At 62.6% G+C, this 19,712-nt stretch carries 18 protein-coding genes; 7 read left to right on the top strand and 11 right to left on the bottom strand.

Translation table 11 applies throughout. From position 1 onward, the window contains the following. Nucleotides 1-12 precede the first annotated feature (12 nt). Nucleotides 13-1,467 (top strand): MFS transporter, encoded by a 1,455-nt coding sequence (locus BM438_RS33845; protein WP_093643819.1) that lies wholly within the window; start codon nt 13-15, stop codon nt 1,465-1,467. Nucleotides 1,468-1,649: 182 nt separating this feature from the next. Here the strand turns inward: BM438_RS33845 and otsA are convergent, their stop codons facing one another. The 6 genes from otsA to BM438_RS33875 all read right to left on the bottom strand — a co-directional run bounded on the left by otsA (nt 1,650) and on the right by BM438_RS33875 (nt 6,594). Continuing rightward, nucleotides 1,650-3,080 (bottom strand): alpha,alpha-trehalose-phosphate synthase (UDP-forming), encoded by a 1,431-nt coding sequence (gene otsA / locus BM438_RS33850; RefSeq protein WP_093643822.1) that lies wholly within the window; start codon nt 3,078-3,080, stop codon nt 1,650-1,652. Between the two features lie 211 nt (nt 3,081-3,291). After that, nucleotides 3,292-3,501, bottom strand: coding sequence for a hypothetical protein (locus BM438_RS33855; protein WP_093643824.1), 210 nt, complete (start codon nt 3,499-3,501; stop codon nt 3,292-3,294). A 153-nt stretch (nt 3,502-3,654) separates the two neighbouring features. Next, complete coding sequence (locus tag BM438_RS46400) at nt 3,655-3,879, bottom strand: hypothetical protein (RefSeq protein ID WP_093643827.1); 225 nt, start codon at nt 3,877-3,879, stop codon at nt 3,655-3,657. Between the two features lie 354 nt (nt 3,880-4,233). Continuing rightward, nucleotides 4,234-5,634, bottom strand: a complete 1,401-nt coding sequence (locus BM438_RS33865; RefSeq protein ID WP_093643829.1) for a sigma-54-dependent transcriptional regulator — start codon at nt 5,632-5,634, stop codon at nt 4,234-4,236. Nucleotides 5,635-5,946: 312 nt separating this feature from the next. Next, entirely contained in the window at nt 5,947-6,228 is a 282-nt protein-coding gene (locus tag BM438_RS33870) for a hypothetical protein (protein WP_093643831.1), read from the bottom strand. A gap of 48 nt (nt 6,229-6,276) precedes the next feature. After that, a complete protein-coding gene (locus BM438_RS33875; protein ID WP_093643834.1) occupies nt 6,277-6,594 on the bottom strand; it encodes an ElaB/YgaM/YqjD family protein in 318 nt (105 codons plus the stop codon). A gap of 364 nt (nt 6,595-6,958) precedes the next feature. Between BM438_RS33875 and BM438_RS33880 the strand changes: the two genes are divergently transcribed. From BM438_RS33880 to BM438_RS33890, 3 genes are all read left to right on the top strand, one after another. Then, a complete protein-coding gene (locus BM438_RS33880) occupies nt 6,959-8,020 on the top strand; it encodes a sigma-54 interaction domain-containing protein (protein ID WP_093643835.1) in 1,062 nt (353 codons plus the stop codon). A gap of 389 nt (nt 8,021-8,409) precedes the next feature. Next, entirely contained in the window at nt 8,410-9,006 is a 597-nt protein-coding gene (locus tag BM438_RS33885) for a hypothetical protein (protein WP_200620195.1), read from the top strand. Between the two features lie 128 nt (nt 9,007-9,134). After that, the gene (locus BM438_RS33890; RefSeq protein ID WP_093643983.1) at nt 9,135-9,623 is read left to right on the top strand and encodes a hypothetical protein; all 489 of its coding nucleotides are present in this window, start codon (nt 9,135-9,137) and stop codon (nt 9,621-9,623) included. A gap of 63 nt (nt 9,624-9,686) precedes the next feature. On the opposite strand, the gene BM438_RS33895 is transcribed toward BM438_RS33890, so the two are convergent. Together BM438_RS33895 and BM438_RS33900 are read right to left on the bottom strand one after the other, a co-directional pair. Continuing rightward, nucleotides 9,687-11,033, bottom strand: coding sequence for an ABC transporter ATP-binding protein (locus BM438_RS33895; RefSeq protein ID WP_093643836.1), 1,347 nt, complete (start codon nt 11,031-11,033; stop codon nt 9,687-9,689). Between the two features lie 19 nt (nt 11,034-11,052). Then, nucleotides 11,053-12,804 (bottom strand): ABC transporter permease, encoded by a 1,752-nt coding sequence (locus BM438_RS33900; protein WP_093643837.1) that lies wholly within the window; start codon nt 12,802-12,804, stop codon nt 11,053-11,055. A gap of 720 nt (nt 12,805-13,524) precedes the next feature. Between BM438_RS33900 and BM438_RS33905 the strand changes: the two genes are divergently transcribed. Next, complete coding sequence (locus BM438_RS33905; RefSeq protein ID WP_093643839.1) at nt 13,525-15,216, top strand: sensor domain-containing diguanylate cyclase; 1,692 nt, start codon at nt 13,525-13,527, stop codon at nt 15,214-15,216. A 168-nt stretch (nt 15,217-15,384) separates the two neighbouring features. Next, nucleotides 15,385-15,651 (top strand): hypothetical protein, encoded by a 267-nt coding sequence (locus BM438_RS33910; protein ID WP_054035057.1) that lies wholly within the window; start codon nt 15,385-15,387, stop codon nt 15,649-15,651. Between the two features lie 99 nt (nt 15,652-15,750). On the opposite strand, the gene BM438_RS33915 is transcribed toward BM438_RS33910, so the two are convergent. Next, nucleotides 15,751-17,070 (bottom strand): ATP-binding protein, encoded by a 1,320-nt coding sequence (locus tag BM438_RS33915; RefSeq protein WP_093643841.1) that lies wholly within the window; start codon nt 17,068-17,070, stop codon nt 15,751-15,753. Beyond that, a complete protein-coding gene (locus tag BM438_RS33920) occupies nt 17,054-17,779 on the bottom strand; it encodes a response regulator (RefSeq protein ID WP_054035058.1) in 726 nt (241 codons plus the stop codon). Before BM438_RS33920 ends, BM438_RS33915 begins: the two co-directional genes overlap by 17 nt. A 219-nt stretch (nt 17,780-17,998) precedes the next feature. On the opposite strand from BM438_RS33920, the gene BM438_RS33925 reads away from it, so the two are divergent. Beyond that, on the top strand, nt 17,999-18,529 hold the full coding sequence (locus BM438_RS33925) for a Spy/CpxP family protein refolding chaperone (protein WP_054035059.1): 531 nt from the start codon (nt 17,999-18,001) through the stop codon (nt 18,527-18,529). A 200-nt stretch (nt 18,530-18,729) separates the two neighbouring features. Here BM438_RS33925 and BM438_RS33930 read toward each other — a convergent pair whose 3' ends face one another. Beyond that, a complete protein-coding gene (locus BM438_RS33930) occupies nt 18,730-19,440 on the bottom strand; it encodes a pirin family protein (RefSeq protein WP_093643843.1) in 711 nt (236 codons plus the stop codon). Nucleotides 19,441-19,712 lie beyond the last annotated feature (272 nt).

The following is a 19,712-nucleotide window of genomic DNA, read 5'->3' on the forward strand; positions in this document are numbered from 1 at the left end:
ATCAAAAGAACGATGCAAGCACAACCATCGCGCAAGGACGGCTCGATGCCGGCCGATGCCGCCCCCGCCGCTCCGCTCGCCGCCGGCACACCGCTCGCGGACAACACCGAACAAGGCTTGCCGATTCCGCAACGCTATTGGGCGATGCTCGTTATCGCCCTCGCCCTCACGCTGGCGGTGCTCGACAGCGCGATCGCCAACGTGGCGCTGCCGACCATCGCGCGCAATCTGCATGCAAGCGCAGCCGGCTCGATCTGGGTCGTCAACGCTTACCAGCTCGCCATCACCATTTCACTGCTGCCGCTTGCGTCGCTCGGCGATCGCATCGGCTACCGGCGTATCTATCTGGCCGGGCTGATCCTGTTCACGGTGGCGTCGTTCGGGTGCGCGTTGTCCACGTCACTGCCGACGCTCGCACTCGCCCGCGTGGTCCAGGGCTTCGGCGCGGCAGGCGTCATGAGCGTGAACACGGCGCTAGTGCGCATGATTTATCCGCCCGCGCAGCTTGGACGCGGCGTTGCGATCAACGCGATGGTCGTTGCGATATCGTCCGCGGTCGGGCCGACAGTGGCCTCCGGCGTACTCGCCGTCGCCTCGTGGCCGTGGCTGTTCGCGATCAATGTGCCGATCGGGATCGCGGCGATTGTCGGCGGCTTCAAGGCGCTGCCGATGAATCCCGGCCACGAGTCTCCGTACGACTATCTGAGCGCGGTGATGAACGCGTTCGTGTTCGGTCTGCTGATCTTCGCAATCGACGGTCTCGGTCACGGCGAGCACATCCGCTGGGTCGTTATTGAGGCGCTCGTTGCGGTTGTGATCGGCTACTTCTTCGTGCGCCGTCAGTTGACTCAACCCGCGCCTCTGTTGCCGATCGATTTGCTGAGGATTCCGGTGTTCGCCCTCTCGATCGGCACCTCGGTGTGTTCGTTCTGCGCGCAGATGCTGGCTTTCGTGTCGTTGCCCTTTCTGTTGCAGGACACGCTGGGTTTGTCGCAGGTAGAAACCGGTTTGCTGATGACGCCGTGGCCGGCGGTCATCATCATCGCCGCGCCAATTGCGGGTGTGCTGTCGGACAAGATATCGTCCGGCTGGCTCGGCGGCGTCGGACTCGTGACGATGACGGCGGGCCTGCTGTTGCTCGCCACGCTCGGCGCGCATCCCGAGCCCATGCAGATCGCGTGGCGCATGGCGCTGTGCGGGGCGGGCTTCGGGATCTTCCAGTCGCCGAACAATCGAACCATGTTGTCCGCCGCGCCGCGCGAGCGCAGTGGCGGTGCAAGCGGGATGCTCGGTACTGCGCGCCTGACCGGACAGACGCTCGGCGCGGCGTTGGTCGCGCTGATCTTCGGCATCGCGCCGCAGAATGGCCCGACCATCACGCTGTATGTGGCAGCCTGTTTTTCCGCCGTCGCCGCTGTGGTCAGCATGATGCGTGTGAGGCAGCGCGTGAACGTGCAAGCGGCGTGAGGGCGTTGCGGGCCTAAGCGCATGACACGCCTGCTCGGGTTATCCGCCTAACCCCGGATACAACAAGGGCGCGAACCGCATATTGCGGTCCGCGCCCTTTTTCAATGCTTCAGCCTTGTCCAAACAGTTCGACGTGACCAGCACGCGCAGTTCCAGAAGGCCCCGCGCCGCCGTTGATACGACTACGACGACGACGCCGTCACGTCAGCGAGCTTTACCGCTTTGGCCGTCACCGAAGAAGCGGTCGCGACGTTGCGCAGATCGCCGAGGAACGTATCGCGCCAGACCGACAGATTGTTCTCGCGCATCGGCGCCATCATGTCCGCGTGACGCGCCTGACGCTCGGCGAGCGGCATCGACAGCGCACGCTCCAGCGCCTCGGCCATCTGCGACAGATCGAACGGATTGACGACCAGCGCCCCCGGCAGCTGCTCAGCCGCGCCGGCGAATTGCGACAACACGAGTACGCCCGGATCGGCCGGATCCTGAGATGCGACGTATTCCTTCGCGACCAGGTTCATCCCGTCGCGCAGCGGCGTCACATAGCCGACCTGCGATTGACGGAACAGCGCCATCAGCAGATTGCGCTCGTACTTGCGGTTCAGGTATTGGATCGGCGTCCAGTCGAGTTGCGCAAAACGACCATTGATGCGGCCGGCTTCGCCCTCCAGCGTCTGACGAATGCGCTGATATGTCTGCACATCCGCGCGTGTCGGCGGCGCGATCTGTACCAGCGATACCCGTCCGTGCCAACCCGGCGCATTCAGCAGCAGCCGTTCGAACGCCTGAAAGCGCTCCACTAGACCCTTCGAATAATCGAGCCGGTCGACGCTCATAATCAGCTTGCGTCCACGCATGCCGTCACGCAGGCTGCGCACCGGCTTACGGTCAGTGAACTGCTCGGCGGCCTTGGCGATCGCGTCCGGATAGATGCCGATCGGGTACGCGGCCACTTTCAGGAAGCGATTGTAGGCGTGCACCATGCCGTCTTCGCTCGAGGTGCCGTGCTGACCGCGCTCGATAAAGTCGACGAACGACTGGCGGTCTGCTTCGGTCTGGAAACCGACCACGTCGTAGCTGCACATCGCCTTGACCAATTCCTCGTGCGGCGGAATGGTACGGAGTACTTCCGGCACCGGAAACGGAATATGCAGGAAGAAGCCGATGGGATTCTTCACGCCAAGCTCGCGCAGGCAGCGCGCGAACGGCAGCAGGTGATAGTCGTGCACCCAGATGATGTCATCGGGTTTGAGCAACTCCTTGAGCTGCTTCGCGAGCGTCGCGTTGACGCGCTGATAGCCCGCGTATTCCTGCCGGTCATAGCGCGACAGGTCGTTGCGATAGTGGAACGTCGGCCACAGTGTCGCGTTGGAAAAGCCGCGATAGTACTGGTCATAGTCGCGCTTGGTGAGGCCCACCGTCGCGTACGTCACATTGCCCTGCTTTTCGATCACCGGTGCGGACGGCTCACTTACCGTTTCACCGCTCCAGCCGAACCAGACTCCGCCGGTTTCCTTCAACGCGTCCAGCACGCCGATCGCGAGGCCACCTGCCGCGGGTCGGCCTTCCTGGGTCGGCGCCACACGATTCGATACCACGATCAGTCTGCTCATTGGTGCTCCACCTAGTCAGTTGTTTCGTTGCATACGGATATGTGCCAAAGAGGTGCACGCAAGTCGCGTGCCGTTTTATGAGATGCTGAAAATAAAAATGTATGTAAATGTGACAAGCGAGCAGAAACGCGCGGCATCAGAACGCAGCGAGGGATTTTTTTCTGCTTTGCGTGACGAAACCGGAACCCTTCTTACCGGCCGTCGGACGGACTCAGGCGTCCTGCTCCGAACCGAGATCGCGCTGGTACTCCAACCCTTCCTGACGCACGCCGCCTTGGTTGTGCTCGCCGTCTGGCGGCGCATTGGGCGCGACGCGGTTCTGCGCAGCCGGGTCCGGCGACTCCTCTGGGGCGTTCTTGCTGCTTGGCCGGGAGTCGCGCTTCGAGTGGCGCGCGGAACGCCGCAGTGCTGGGTGTCTCATGATTGATGCCTCCGGGGGAAGCCCGCCGCCATCGGGAGCGGCGTCAATTCAGTGTAGGGTTCACGACGGTAAATTGCCGGTAAAAGATGCGCCGGCTTTGTAACAAGTACATAAAATCAATGCGCTGGACTGCGGTCCAGCGCACAGAACACGTCAGAGTTGCATGCTGGAGGCTCGCAACGGCGGACACCGACTGGCTTGTGGCGTTTGCGTGGGCTGCGAAGGCGGATCGCCAATGGGTGGTGCAACCGGTTCGATAGGATCCGGAGTCGGACTCGGAACGGTGTCAGGCTCCGCAGGATTCGGCGGCTCGTTAGGCTCAGGACGATGAGCGTACTGCGGAAGGGGAAGCGAAGAAGCGGCGGCGTATTCCGGCATATCGGTTACCTCGTTTTGCGTTCAAGAGAACCGCAGCAAGGCCTGTGCCGAATTAAAAAGGAAGGCACGAAAATCGACGAATGTTTCGAAGACCTACGCTTCGGCGCGCGCAGCGCCGCCGGAAGAATGACTCCCTTGTCACAAGCGCATGCCGGTGCACGAACCCAGATTCCAGATGCACCACTACCCTGAGCGAGCTGCGGGACCCGCTTAGCAGGGGCTTCTAGCCGCTTTCTTTTGCCTACTTTTCTTTGCGGCGGCAAAGAAAAGTAGGTGCCGCCCCGCACAGGGGCAACGCTAATAGACCACTAACAAAACAAGGAAAGGCCAACACCTCAAGAACACTGACAAACCTCAAGCGCCAGCGCCCCCAACAACTCGAGACTCATCGGCAACATCCCCCTCATCCCGAGCATCATTCCCATACTCAACAAGCCGGTTATAAAGCGTCTTCAAACTAATCCCAAGAATCTCAGCGGCCCGCGTCTTAACGCCACCGCATTGCTCAAGCGTAGCCAGAATCAACTGCCGATCAGCCTCAGCAAGCGAAGTCCCAAACGGAATCGTAATCGCCGTACCAGCCGCAGGCTTCGACAACGTAATCTGCAACGGCACGGTAGCCGTACTATCCGAATCGGAACCAGACATAATGTGCGCCCGCTGCACATAGTTCTTCAGCTCGCGCACATTGCCCGGCCACGGATACGACATCAACATATCCTTCACAGCAGCCGGAAAATGCTTCTTCGTGCTGTGCCGCTCATTGAGCTCATCAAGAAACGCCTGCGCGAGCAAATCAACATCCTTACCCCGGTCCCGCAACGGCGGCAGACTAATCGGAAACACGTTCAGACGATGGTACAAATCGAGCCGCAACTTACCTTCCAGCACAGCCTGTTCAGGATCCCGATTAGTAGCCGCAATCAGCCGCACATCCGTTTCGATTTCCTTAGTCGTCCCAACCCGCATGAACATGCCGGTTTCCAGCACGCGCAGCAACTTCACCTGCAACTCGATCGGCATTTCGGTGATTTCATCGAGGAACAGCGTGCCGCCGTTCGCACGTTCGAAATAGCCTTTGTGCTGACGGTCCGCACCGGTAAACGAGCCACGCTCGTGGCCGAACATTTCCGATTCGATCAGATTCGGCGAGATCGCACCGCAGTTCACCGCGAGGAACGCATGCTTACGGCGCAAGCTGAGCTGGTGCAGCGTTTGAGCGGCAACTTCCTTGCCGGTGCCCGACTCGCCCACCAGCATGACCGAAGCCGCCGTCGGCGCAACCCGGCCGATCTGGTCGTAAACCTCCTGCATAGCCGGCGAATTGCCGAGCATCAAACCAAAGCGGCCCATGCGGCGCAACTCGCCGCGCAACGTGCCGATTTCCGCCTTCAGGTCGCCCGCGCGCGGCAAGCGCGACAGGATTGCCTTCACGCGCTGCATGTTGATCGGCTTCACCAGGTAGTCGGTGGCGCCCATCTTCAGCGCGTTGACCGCCGACTCCACCGTGGCGTGACCGGTAATCACGATCACCTCCACACCGGAGCGCGGATCGAGATCTTCAAACAGATCGACTCCGCTGCCGTCGGGCAGCTTCAGGTCGGTAAAGACGACGTCCGGCATCTGCCGGACCAGTTGAATGCGCGCTTCGCGCAAATCGCCCGCAGTGGCGGTAGTCAAACCGTCTTCCCCGATGATGGCGGAAAGCGCCTCGCGGGTACCGGCATCGTCATCGACAATCAGTACGTGTGGCATCGCGTCTCGAAAGCCCGAAAGCGTGAATGGGGGACATGCAAAACCGCATGATAGGAAGCCGGCCGGCAGCTTGCCGCCGCGCCGCGAGTGCGTCCGAATGTGAGCACACGCTAACGTTTCGCAGCAGCGCCGGACCTCTGACTTGGCTCAATATCGCAACAATCAATAGGAAAAACACCTAGGAAAGTGCAGTATTGTTGTCTGTAAACCTATTATACGGCTTTATCGGGACAAGTTTGTAATGTACGCCGGGTGCCGCTTACGGAAGCTGCACGCTGACGCGCCGCGTCCGCAAGGCCTTGTTTTTGACCGTCAACTGCGCGGAAACGGCCATGCGCCGTCTTTGCCATTTGGATGCGCCGAGCCGTTTGCGCCATGCGCAGTATCTGGCGTGGACGGGCCGGCAATCGCCGCCGTCACGCTGCCGGACGGCGCAACCGAGGGCGTGGCGACTGTGCCGCCCTCGCCTTCCCAGCGGCTCAGTTCACGCGCCGCAGGAACCTGCGCGGCGCGGTTTCGCTGCACGTAGCGCACAGCCAGAAACCCGCCGAGAGCCATCAGCGCGCCGAAGATACCAATTTTGGGTCGTCCCATCGTGAACTCCTTGTTGTCGTCAAGCGGATTGGCGTCGGGCGCTGCGCGTTAGCGCGTGCTGAGGACGCCAAGCAGGAAGCCGGCGCCCGCGGCAATGCCGATCGAGCGCCACGGGTTGCGCCGCACGTAGCGTTCCGCATTGACGGTCGCGACCCGGTAGCGCCGTTGGGCGCTCTCCTGCGCATCGCCGAGCGCCGATTGCAGCGTTTCGACATGCGCGCCTAGCCGCTCGCGGAGCGCATCGACGCCTTCGCCCGGCACGGTGGCAGCGAGCCGCAGCATCTCTTCCGAGTCCGTCAGCAGCACTCTCAGATCATCGACAATCTTCTGCTTGCCGAGTGCAAGCTGTTGCGTGGTGTCAGTCATCATTCACTCCTATGTCTGAATTCGGCGTTTGCATCTTGTTTCCGGCACGTCGCGGACAATCGGAGAGCCGCATCCGCCGCCGGCGCGCGTCGAACAGAATCGCTCAAAAGCACACGCATATCGGATTCACGGCGCAAACGCCGTGCCCGGTAAATTTGCCGCTGTCATTCGGTACTGACCTGGGCTCAGGCACTTTCGACCGGGCCTGCGCCGGCCTATCTCGCCGACCGTCACACGGATTGCCGGAAGCGGCATCAAAGTGGTTAAATCGAATTTCTGTGAGATAGTGGCCGCACGGGTCCGTCTTGCTACAAGGCCTGCGCGCCGCAACACCGAACCCCAATTTGCACAGGACTTTCCGTTTATGGCGTCAATCGAGCTGGACTCGCCCACCGTCTCCGCCGGCGGCAACGCTTCGGCCCAGGCGAAGCAGCGCGTCGCGGACGGCATCGCGGGACTGAAATCGTACGGGCTGCTATATGGCTCGTCGCCGGTGATGCTCGATCTGTACGAACAGATCGAACGCGTCGCCAGCACCGACGCGACCGCGCTGATCATCGGCGAATCCGGCACGGGCAAGGAACTGATCGCCCGCACGATTCACGATCAAAGCAGCCGCAAGAACGCACCGTTTGTCGCCGTGAACTGCGGCGCGATTCCGGACGAACTCATCGAAGCCGAATTGTTCGGCCACGAAAAAGGCAGCTTCACCGGCGCGGTCCAGGCCCGCGTCGGCTACTTCGAACATGCGAACGGCGGCACGCTGTTTCTCGACGAAATCACTGAAATGGCGCCGGTGCGCCAGGTCAAACTCCTGCGCGCGCTCGAGACCGGCACGTTTTTTCGGGTCGGCGGCAACGAACTGATTAGTGGCGATGTACGCGTGATCGCGGCGACGAATCGCGACCCCGCGGTAGCAGTGAAGGAAAACGGTTTGCGTGAAGACCTGATGTACCGGCTCGCGGTTTTCCCGTTGCGCGCGCCGCCCTTGCGCGAGCGTGAAAACGATCGCGAACTGCTCGCGCAACACTTCCTTGCCTTACTCAATCAGCAGGAAAGCGCGAGCAAGAGCTTCAGCAAACGGTCGATCGAAACACTGCGGACCTGGTCGTGGCCGGGCAACGTGCGCGAGTTGAAGAACGCGGTGTATCGTGCGTTCATTCTCGCGGAGAAGACAGTCGAGCTGCCGCATCCGCATCTCGCCTCGCGCGTGAAAAAGCCCGTGACGCAGGGCGATGCGATGAGCGTGTGGATCGGCACACCGCTCGCCGATGCGCAAAAGCAGATCATTCTCGGCACGCTCAAGTATTGCGGTGGCGACAAACGGCGCGCGGCCAAAGCGCTCGGCGTGAGTCTGAAAACGCTCTACAACCGCCTGAGCGCATACGGCGGTGAAGAAGGCTCGGACGAAGAAACCGAGCAATAAGCCGTCCCAGGCGCTCACGCGGTTCGTTCGCGTGAGCCGGTGTTTTCTGCGTGCTTGCTGTCTTCTTTTGCACGCTCCTTGTGTGCTTGCTTTGCATCCCCTCTCTACTGAAACGGTCCTTTTTGCGGGCCTTTCATCTCATAATTAATCCCTTCGCACCGCCAGGTAAATCGGCCTTTTCTCACCAGAAACCGATCTGACTCGCACCATCTTTTGCAATTGCTTGCACTTTCCCACTGCCAATTACAAATGGCATCCTGCAAAATGCGGCAGCGTACGGCGCAACGATAAGGAAGACGTGCCTTTCGCTCACGCACCGTCAACACACGCGAAACACATGTGTGAACAGTGCTTGAGCCAAAGGCACTTGCAGGAGCAGAGACAGGGAAATGCAAAAAAGTATGGTGTGGGTCGAATGGGCGAAACGAACCGCCAGCGCGTCCAACGCAGCTAAGCGCGGACGTCCGAATACAACGGCGCTCGTCGCACTAGCCGTGGCGATCACGTCGGCGTTGAGCGGCTGTAGTTCGGTCTACTCGGAAGGCGCCACCGCCGGCGCCGGTATTGCGGGCGCAGCACTCGCGGCCAAGGTCACCAGCAATGCGGCAGTCGCCACCGGCATCGGTCTCGGCGCAGTGGCCGCGGCCCGAGCCGGCGTGCAGTACTCGGAACGCGTGGTCCACAAGAATACGCAGGACGGCATCGCCAAAATCGCCGGGCCGCTCGACGTCGGCGCAATCGCACCGTGGAGCGTGACCCACTCGGTGCCGATCGAAGACGACGAACACGGCCGCGTCACCGTCAGCCGCACGATCAGCGCCGGCGCGCTCGACTGCAAGGAAATCGTCTTCTCGGTCGATCAGACCGCCACCAAGAATGTACCGGCGAGCAGCGCGTTCTACGTCGCGTCGATCTGCCGCGACGGCGACAACTGGAAATGGGCGTCGGCCGAACCCGCTACTGAACGCTGGGGCGCGCTGCAATGAAGGCGCTGACGCTTCCACGTCCACGGAAAGAACACGCGCTGACTGAGCAGCGGCTCATCAACGGCACGAGTACTGCCTTGGTTCCAAGCACGCCTGCGGCGGCGCTCTCCGGCAACCGGCTGCGGCTCATGCTGGCTGGTGCGCTCTGCGTCGGCGCCAGCCTGCTGACAAGCGGCTGCTCGTCGGTCGGCGCGGCGAGCGGCGCCGCTGCCGGCGTCGCGTCAGGCCTCGTCACATCCAACCCGGCAATCGGTATCGGCGTCGGCATCGCCGTACAGGCCGCGACCGATGAAGCCGTCGGCCATTACATGCGCGTCATGCACACCGATCAGCAGAACTTGATCGCCGCGCTGGCGGGCGCCATGCCGGTCGGCGAGACGCGGCCCTGGGCGGTCAAACACACGCTGCCGATCGAGAACGGCCACGGCCAGGTGCGCGTGACCCGCGCATTCAGCTCGGCGCTCGCGCTGTGCAAGGATTTCGTGTTCTCGGTTCAGGACGGCGACGGCCCGAACGCACACGAAGACTGGTACACGGCGAGCGCATGCCGGCAGGACAAGGGCTGGAAGTGGGCGTCGGCGGAACCGGCTGTCGAGCGCTGGGGCGCTCTGCAATAAAAAAAGCGGCAGGGTCTCCCCTGCCGCTTTTTGCCCGAAGCGTCTTAATCGACTCAACCGGGTTTAAGACTCCACGTCTTCCAGACTGAAAATTTCCGTCTGGTCGTTGTACGAGAAGATCTCGCCATAACGGCCCCAGTTGATCACTGCGTCAAGCGTCTCTTCCGCGGCGCTGTCCGACAGAAAATCCTCCAGCTCCTGCTCGAAACGCACGCGCGGCGCACGATGCCCCGGCCGTTCGTTCAACACCTTCTTGATCCGCGCGGCGAGCGGCACGTGGCGCAGCAGATGTTCCGCGAACATCATCTTGCGCTCCTGGGTGCCGAATTCAGAGAACACGCGCGCCGGCGGCGTTAGGAAAATGTCCCCTTCGCGGATGTCGGCAAAGCCCAGGTGCTGCAGCACTTCGGCGACCGGGAACAGATCGTCCACCTCCAGATGCAGCGAACGGGCGATTTCCGGCATGTCAGCACGGCCGTGATACGGCGCGGCGGCCAGCGTTTCGATCAGACCGGCCATCAGGTTGGTCGACACATGCGGCAGCCAGCTGTGCAGCTCGAGGCCCTTCTTGGTCTTTTCATCCGTCTGGCGCGCGGTCATCTTCGCGTAAATGTCGTCGACCAGCCGGCGGAATGCCGGGTCCAGACGGTTACGCGGATGCTTGAACGGTACCTTGATCTCAGCGATCACACGGCCCGGATTCGACGACAGCACCAGAATCCGGTCGCACATGAACACCGCTTCCTCGATGTTGTGCGTGACGATCAACACAGCCTTGATCGGCATGCGGCCTTGCGTCCACAGGTCGAGCAGGTCGGTACGCAGCGTTTCGGCGGTCAGCACGTCGAGCGCGGAGAACGGCTCGTCCATCAGCAGCAACGTAGGGTCGACCACCAGCGCGCGCGCAAAGCCGACGCGCTGACGCATGCCGCCCGACAACTCGCGCGGATACGCGTTTTCAAACCCGTCGAGACCGATCAGGTCGATCGCCGCCAGCGCGCGCGTACGGCGATCACTCGCGCCGACGCCTTGTGCTTCGAGTCCCGCTTCCACGTTTTGCAGCACGGTCAGCCACGGGAACAGCGCGAAGGTCTGGAACACCATCGCCACGCCCTTGGCCGGGCCGTCGAGCGGCTTGCCCATATACGTGACTTCGCCGTCGGTCGGCTCGATCAGACCGGCGATGATGCGCAACAGCGTCGATTTGCCCGAGCCCGAGCGGCCCAGCAACCCGACGATCTCCCCTTCGCGCAACGACAGATTCGCGTCGTCGAGGACGAGCAGCTCGCCCTGCGACTTGTTGAACCCGCGGCACACGTCCTTGACGCGCAGAATCTCCTCACCGAGACGCGGCGGCATCGGCGGGGTCTGGATCGGCGCGGCGGTCATAGCAGCTTTAGGATTTTGCATCGCGTTTAGCCTTTAATTCTCAATCTAGCCGGAGCTTCGCTTCAGCGTAGGCGAACATCGGACGCCACAGCAGGCGGTTGAACAGGGTCACGAACAGGGACATCACGGCGATGCCCACAATGATCTTCGGATAGTCACCTGCTGCGGTGGTCTGCGCGATGTACGCGCCCAAGCCATGCGCGGCAACCTTGGTGTCGCCCCACTGAACGAATTCCGCGACGATACTGGCGTTCCACGCCCCGCCCGACGCGGTGATCGCGCCAGTCACGTAATAAGGGAAAATGCCCGGCAGCATCGCCTGACGCCACCATTGCCAGCCGCGAATGTGGAAGTTCTTGGCCGCTTCCCGGTAGTCGTTCGGATACGAACTCGCACCGGCAATCACGTTGAACAGGATATACCACTGTGTGCCGAGCACGATCAGCGGCGACAGCCAGATGTCCGGGTTCAGATGAAAGCGCACGATGGCGATAACGAACACCGGGAACAGCAGATTCGCCGGGAACGCGGCGAGGAACTGCGCGATCGGCTGCACCTTCTCGGCCAGCGCCGGCCGCAGGCCGATCAGCACCCCGATCGGCACCCAGATCACCGAAGCAATCGCGATCAGCACCACCACCCGCAGCAACGTGATGAGCCCGAGTACGAGCACGTGCCAGACTTCGTCGAGCGACACGCCGGTCCGCACGTAGGCAACGACGCGGTACACGACATAGACCGTGGCAAGCAGCACCAGAGCTGCCCAGACAATGTCGCCGATGCGCGAAGTCTTCTCGCGCTGCGGAATATGGAACCGCGGGCCGCCAAACGCAGGCAATGTGAAGTTGACGCGCGCGGCCTTGGCGAACATCCAGCCGAGCGGCACCAGCAGACGGTGAATCAGATGGGTGCGGCGGATCAGGTCGAGCAGCCACGATTCCGGCGCATTGCCCGAGCTGGTGGTTTCCATGCGGAATTTATCGGCCCACGCAACCAACGGGCGGAACATGAACTGGTCGTACGCAAGAATCACGACCGTCATGGCAAGAATCACCCAGCCGATAGCGTGCAGATTCTTGTCGGAAATCGCCTGCGCGAGATAGGCGCCGATCCCCGGCAGCGTGATCGTATTGTTGCCGACCGTGATGGCTTCGGAAGCAACCACGAAAAACCAGCCGCCCGACATCGACATCATCATGTTCCAGATGAGGCCCGGCATCGAGAACGGCACTTCCAGTTTCCAGAAGCGCTGCCATGAAGTCAGATGAAAGCCGCGCGACACCTCGTCCAGATCGCGCGGCACCGTGCGCAGCGACTGATAGAAGCTGAACGTCATGTTCCACGCCTGGCTCGTGAAGATCGCGAAGATCGCCGCCAGCTCAGCGCCGAGCACGCGGCCCGGGAACAGAGCGAGGAAGAACGTGACCGTAAACGAAATGTAGCCAAGCACCGGCACCGACTGCAGGATGTCGAGAATCGGCACCAGCACCATGCCGGCGCGGCGGCTCTTGGCAGCCAGCGTGCCGTACACCAGCGTGAAGGTTAGCGAGGCGACCATTGCCGCCAGCATGCGCAGTGTGGTGCGCATGGCGTACTCGGGCAGATTCGTCGGGTCGAGCGAGATCGCCTGAGTCTTGAGCGTCGACATCGGCGCCAGGGTCTCGTGAAAGCCGATCGCCGCCATCGCAATGATGCAGATGATCAACGGAAAGGCGACGAAGTCCCAACGGTTAGGCAACACCCGCCATGCAGAAGCATTGGCAGTGCGCTTCAGATTGAAGCTGAAATCCATCAGACGCTCTCCCTATTCATACAGGTATTCAAACGCTCGCAGGGGGCCGCGGCTTCGGCGCGGCAGTCTGTAGATCGGTCCAGACAGAGGAAATCAGGCATGGCAAAACGCATGTGCGCGGTAAATCGTTAGCGTTGGAGACACGCGGGCCGGCCGCGGACGGGTCCGTGGGCACGCCGCCCGGGACCGCAACCGTCAAGCCAGGCCCCTGTCGCCGCAGGCGCCGCCCGAAGGCTGGCGGGCTTTCCTTGTTTTGGACGGCACGACACTACACCATCCTATGTTTCAGGCACAACCTTTCACGGCAAATAGCAATAAATAGCGTCGAACACCCCGGCAACCGCTTCCGGCCGGCGCCGCTAAAGCACGTAGAGCGAAGCATCTACTATCGGCCAACCACTTTCCCGGCAATCGCGATCACTGCGCGGATCGGGTTTCAAACACCTGTAAAACCCGTGCAGCCATTCAGAAAGCTGATGCGCTGCCGTTAAGAACCTGATGGGCAAAGCGGATGTACTTCGCATTCCCGCAATAAGGGTGGCGTCTGGCCCCATGACGGTTAAAATCAAGAGACGGCATGCCTTTTTGCGGTTTTGCCGTCCCACAACGCGGCCCACACCGAGGGCGTATCGCCAGCCGTTTCCACAGGGGCGGCACAGCGCCGGGGCGCTGCCACGAATGAGCTAGTTGCATGTCACAGCCAGACGAATCAGAGGGTCGATGAACAGGACAACCTTGCGCCAGGCAACCGGACCGATCAGCTTCGCGCTGATCGTGCTCGTTTGTTGGTTCGTGGCCGGCATGGTCGCGGACCGGATGGTACAGCAAGAGCTGGACGCGGCTTTGCGCACGCAACGCCAGATGTCCACGTCGATCGTCGACAACATGGCGGAGGTGATCGCCAGCGACCTCGCCATGTCTCGAGCCATCCCCGCAACCATGGCCGAAATGGACGTGGTCCAGCACGCGCTGGTGCAATCGCAGAATTATGCCGCGAACGGCGAAGCGGCGGAACCCGCCCTGCGCGACGCGTTGTTAAAAGACCCGCAGATGCGCACCATCAGCAATTTCCTGCACGACGCGCAAGGCTTCTCCGGGCTCGACCAGGTCTGGCTCGTCAATGCCAACGGCATCTGCGTCGCTTCGAGCAACTCCGTCAATCGACCGCTTGCAGCGGAGCACACCTTCGTCGGCGCGGATATGCGCATGCGCGGCTACCTGACGAATGCCTTGCTCGGTGCATTTTCGGAAGCTTATGGCGTCGGCCGCCAGAGCGGCGAGCCGGGCATCTTCATCGCGGCGCCGGTGTACGCCGACGGTCTGCTGGTGGGGGTTGTCGTAGCCAAGGTGGGGATCGCGCGGCTACGCCACTGGGTCGCGCATGCCGGTACCTTTGTCGCCGATGAAAACGGCGTCATCATCATGGCGCACAACAGCGCACTCGAAGGCCACGCGCTGCCGAACTCGCACGTCACGAAGATGAGCGCCGCCGAGCGCCTGACTATCTATCGCCGCGAAATCCTCCCCGACATCCAGATTCAGGTCGACACCCGGGTGCGCGAACAGGCGCCCTGGGTGCCAGCCGGTGTCGCCGAACAGTTGTTCGGCATGAGCGAGCAGCCGGCGCCATCGCTGTACCAGGCACGCAACGGACTGAACTCGGGGCTCTCGGCGCATCTGGTCGATCCGCTCGCGGCCTGGCCGGAACTGCTGCGCAATCACAAGCGCGACCATCTGCTGGTGTTTCTGACGCTGGCCGGCACCGTCGCGCTCGCATGGGTCATCACCGTGTCGTACGTGCGCGAGCGGCGCCACCATCGCGCCACGCGCGACCTTGCAGAACAATTGCAATCGGCCAATACGCTGCTCTCGGCTGAGGCGCGCCACGATGCGCTGACCGGCGCGCTGTCGCGGCGCTACTTCCTCGACCTGCTGCGCCACGAGATCGAGCGCGCGCATGCGGGCAATGAGCCGCTGTGCATGGCGATCGCCGACCTCGACCACTTCAAGCAGATCAACGACCGCTTCGGGCACGCCGCCGGCGACCGCGCGCTCGAACATTTCGTCGACACCTGCCAGGCCGAGTTGCGCGGCACCGATGCGATCGGCCGGCTGGGTGGAGAAGAGTTCGGCCTGCTGCTGCCGGCCACGGATCTGGCGGGCGGCCGTGAAGTTGTCGAACGCTTGCGCCTGCGTCTGAAGGCAGTTCCTTCGCCGAAGCTGCCCGCCTCGGTGGGCTTGAGCGTGAGCATCGGCATCACCGAACTCTCATCCGACGATCTGCCCGAGCGCATCATGAGCCGCGCCGACACCGCGCTTTATGCGGCAAAGACGGGCGGCCGCGACCGCACCGAAGCCCTTCCGCCCGACGACACCGCGCCGCCCGCGCGGACGGTGGTCAACGCCTGGTGACGCCTGGCGAAGGCGCACGACCTTCCCTCCAATCCGATGCGCCATCCGCAACCCAATGCGTGCGGCCGCTGATGCAAAGCAAGTCCTGGCCTCGGGCGTTCCGTAGCGAAGCAGGTATCATCAACCCTGACATTGAGGGTGCCGCTACCGCTCTAACGGGAGATTCGCATGAAGGGAAATTTGGTCATCGTCTGTCGCGATCAGGATGCTGACGCATTCGACCATCTGCTGGCCGAATATGGCGCGTTCCAGACGCGCTTGTCGTCGACCGCGTGGTATCTGAAGCTGGAGGTCGCACCGGAACTGATTCAGGAAGAGATACTCACGCGCCTCGGCAAATACACCACGCACTACATCTTCGAAGCCGAAACGGTCACGTGGAATACGGTGGATGGTGACGCGGCCAATGCGTTGAACACGCTGTTTTCAGACTAGCGCAAAGCTTGCCGGACGCTCATTCCGAACCTCGTCGCGCTCGGACATCACGTTGCGGCATATATATAGCGGGGCAGGCGCTTGCCGCCCTTGCCCCGCTCACCCCCAGGCGTTTTCCGAGGCCACCGCGACACGCGGCACCACATCGAACGGAAAGCTCATCAAGACCCGTAAGCCACGGCCGTCGTGGTTGCCGATCTCCCACTCCCCGCCTGCACGCCGCACCAGACGCTCGACGATCGCAAGCCCCAGCCCGCTATGACCATTGCCGCCACGCGCCGGGTCGAGCCGGACGAACGGCCGGCTGGCATTGATCAGATCCTGCGCGGCGATACCGCTGCCGTTGTCGCTCACCGAAAGCGTGAAACCTTGCGCCGTGCGCGCCGTAGCGACGACGATCGGCGGCGCGCCGTAGGCATGTGCGTTGTCCAACAGGTTCGACAGGATCCGGTCGAGCGTTGCCGCCGGCAGCAGAAAACCCGGGCCTGCGTTGAGTTCGGTTCGCACCGTGGGCCCGCCGGCCGCGACCGCACGATAACTACGGACCACGCGCTCGCACTGCCCGTCCACTTCGACCGCTTCGCTGCGATCGGCGCCGTCGTGTGCGAACACCAGAAACTGTTCGACGATATGCGTCATCGAATCGACGTCGCGCACGACGCCGTCACGCATCTTCACTTCTTCCATCATTTCGGCGCGCAGCCGCAAGCGAGCCAGCGGCGTTTTCAGATCGTGCGCGACGCCGGCCAGCATGACGGCCCGATCGTTTTCGGTGCGCGCCACTTCCTGAACCATCTGGTTGAAGCCGTGCGTCAGCTGCCGCAACTCACGTGGACCGCGTTCAGGCACCGGCGGCACCGGCAAGCCGCGGCCAAAGCGCGCCACCGCCTGGGCGAGCGAGCGCAACGGCTGTTGTAGCGCCCACGCGGCAAAGAGCGCTGCCATCACCGCGAACGAAAAGATAATCGCGAGCCATAGCACCGTGCGATCGAGGGAACGCGGCGTGCGCAGTGGCTGCACCGGCACGACGATCCAACTTCGGTCCGCGGTGCCGCGCACCCACAGCGTGGGCGGACGGCCAGGCTGGCCGATCCGCACCAGCGTACCGGTGGGCATGCGATCGCGCACGTCCTCAATGAAACGTTCGAGCGGCGGCGGCAGATCCGTGCTATCCGGCGGCACATCGGCGCTCGCCGGATCGACCAGCCTGACGCGCGACGGCAAGGGCTGGTCCGGCGTACGGGCGACGTGCTGGCGCACCGCGTCGACAAGGAAGGTGGCTTCCTCGACTGCATAGCGCGCTTGCAGCTGGCTGCGCTCGAGCCGCATAAGCGCGTACCACGCGAAATGCGACAGCAGCAGCACCGCAATCACTAGCAGCGCGAGGCGCCCGAACAGCGAATCAATGGGCCGGCGCATGCTGTTCGCCATCCGGCACGAACACGTAGCCGCGTCCGCGCACCGTTTGAATGAAGCGCGGCGTGGACGGGTCGGTTTCGAGAATGCGACGCAAACGCCACACCTGTACGTCGATGCCGCGATCGGTGCCGTCGTATTCCGGGCCATGCAGCAGTTCGAGCAGGCGCTCACGTGTGAGCGTGCGCATGGGGTGATTGACGAAAATCTTCAGCAGCGCGAATTCGCTGCCCGACAGCGTGAGCGGCTTGTCTTCGAGATGCAGCGTGCGCGACTGGAAATCCAGCGTGAAGCGGCCGAAGTTGAACGGCTCGCGCTGCTCCGGCGCTGCCGCCGACGGCAGCGTGCGGCGGCGCCGCAGCACCGCCTGGACGCGCGCCAACAGCTCGCGCGGGTTGAACGGCTTGCCGAGATAGTCGTCCGCACCGAGCTCCAGCCCGACGATGCGGTCCACGTCGTCAGCACGCGCGGTCAGCATGATCACCGGGATGTCGTCGCCCGACGCGCGCAGCTTGCGCAGCGCGGTCAGCCCATCTACGCCCGGCATCATCAGATCGAGCACGATCAGATCCGGACGCTCGCGTTCGAGCCTGCGCTCGAGCGTGCCCGCGTCATGCAGCACCGAAACTTCGATGCCCTGACGGGCCAGATAGTCGCGCAGCAGATCGCGCAATTCGACGTCGTCGTCGACAACCAGTATTTGAGTAGCCATGGGATGAAGTTTAACGCGCAGCAGGAAGGGTTTTCGATTTCAGACGGCCCGCAAGGGTTACCGGGTGTTACGGTGAAAGCCGTACGTAATGACCCGTAACAGCCGCATCAAGCCACGTAACACAGCGCTCGGCGCAGTTCTCTACGCTGTGACTTACCGAATGCAGGCCGTCCACATTATCGGTTGCATCGTCGGCTATTCCATTACAGGGAGTCTTACATGTCCACCAAAAAAATGTCGCGCGTTCTCGCCGTTGCCGCCACTGCCCTCGCCATCGGCGCGGGCGCTGCCTATGCCGCCCAACCCGCCGATCACGGCGGCCCCGGCGGCTGGCATGGCCACTTCATGAAAGAACTGACGCAACTGCACGACCAGTTGAAGCTGAACGCGGATCAGGAAAAGCAATGGCAAGCCGCGCTCGACACCATGAAACAGAACCATGAGGCCATGCGCGCCAACCATGAACAGATCAAGAACCAGATGAAGGCCGCGCAGCAACAGCCGATTCTGGATCTGAACGCCATGGCTGCCGCGCACCAGCAGGTCGAGCAGAAAGACGCGCAACTGCGTCAGCAAACCTCGGACGCATGGCTTAAGTTCTATAACGGCTTGAACGACCAGCAGAAGACAACCGTCAGCACGGCGCTGAAGCAGCGTTTTGCGAAGATGGAAGCGCGTCACGAAAAGATGCGCGACCGCTGGGAACACCATAATAAGGGTGCAGCGTCGGCGCCGGCTGCGAATCAGTAAGCGGGTCGAAGCAGGTGGAAGACGGCTCGCGCGGCCGTCGTCCGAATGCAAAAACGCCACGGAAAAACTTCCGTGGCGTTTTTGTTTGTGTGCGGCGCACGCTTCAAGGGGCGGGACTCGTTGCGCTTGCAACCAGCCCCCTCAACCAACAGTCATCGGGCGATGAATGAACGTCCGGTGATCGGCGCTTACCCGCGCACTTACCCGTTGAGCTGACCCAGATCGAACAGCAGCACTTCGGCGTTGTCGCCCTTTTCGAGCGTCACCGTATCGGTCTCGCTGAGCTTGGCGGCGTCGCCGGCCTGCAGCGCCTGGCCATTCACCGTCAGCGCGCCCCGCGCCACGTGCACATACGCCAGCCGGCCTTTCGGCAACGCAAACGTGGCCTGTTCCGCGCCATCGATCAACGCCGCGTAAATCGATGCATCCGCATGAATCGTCACTGAGCCGTCGCGGCCGTCGGGCGAGGCGACCACGCGCAGACGCCCGCGCTTGTCGGCGTCCTCGAAGCGCTTTTCCTCGTAGCCGGGCTGGTCACCCGCACGTTGCGGGATCACCCAGATCTGCAGGAGGTGCGCGGATTCGTCCTGCGACGCATTGAACTCGCTGTGCTGCACGCCCGTGCCGGCGCTCATGCGCTGCACGTCGCCGGGACGGATGGTCGAGCCGTTGCCCATGCTGTCGCGGTGCGCGAGCGCGCCTTCGAGCACATAGGTGACGATTTCCATATCCCGATGGCCGTGCGTGCCGAAGCCCTGGCCGCCGGCGATGCGGTCTTCGTTGATCACCCGCAACGGGCCGAAATGCACGTGCTGCGGGTCGCGGTAGTCGGCAAACGAGAAGCTGTGATACGAGTCGAGCCAGCCGTGATTGGCGTGGCCACGTTCGTCGGAACGGCGAATCTCGATCATGGATATCTCCCGGTGAGTAAATAGCGATGCCCAGAATGTATGGGCGCGAAGCGCACTAAACAATCGGCAACGATGCACTGGATCGTTCCATAAATCCGTGCAATCACGGCCCAGCACCGTCGCGCATGCACAACGCATGCCGCCGCCCACCGGCCGCCGCCGGCGTCCCGCACTGGCGCGCTGCCCCTGATCGGGTAAAATACCGCCCTTTTCAAGACGCGTGGGCGCCAAAGGCGCGCCGGGCGGCCCCGAAGCCACACTCGCACGCGGCG

Source organism: Paraburkholderia aspalathi (genome assembly GCF_900116445.1).
Classification (GTDB): domain Bacteria; phylum Pseudomonadota; class Gammaproteobacteria; order Burkholderiales; family Burkholderiaceae; genus Paraburkholderia; species Paraburkholderia aspalathi.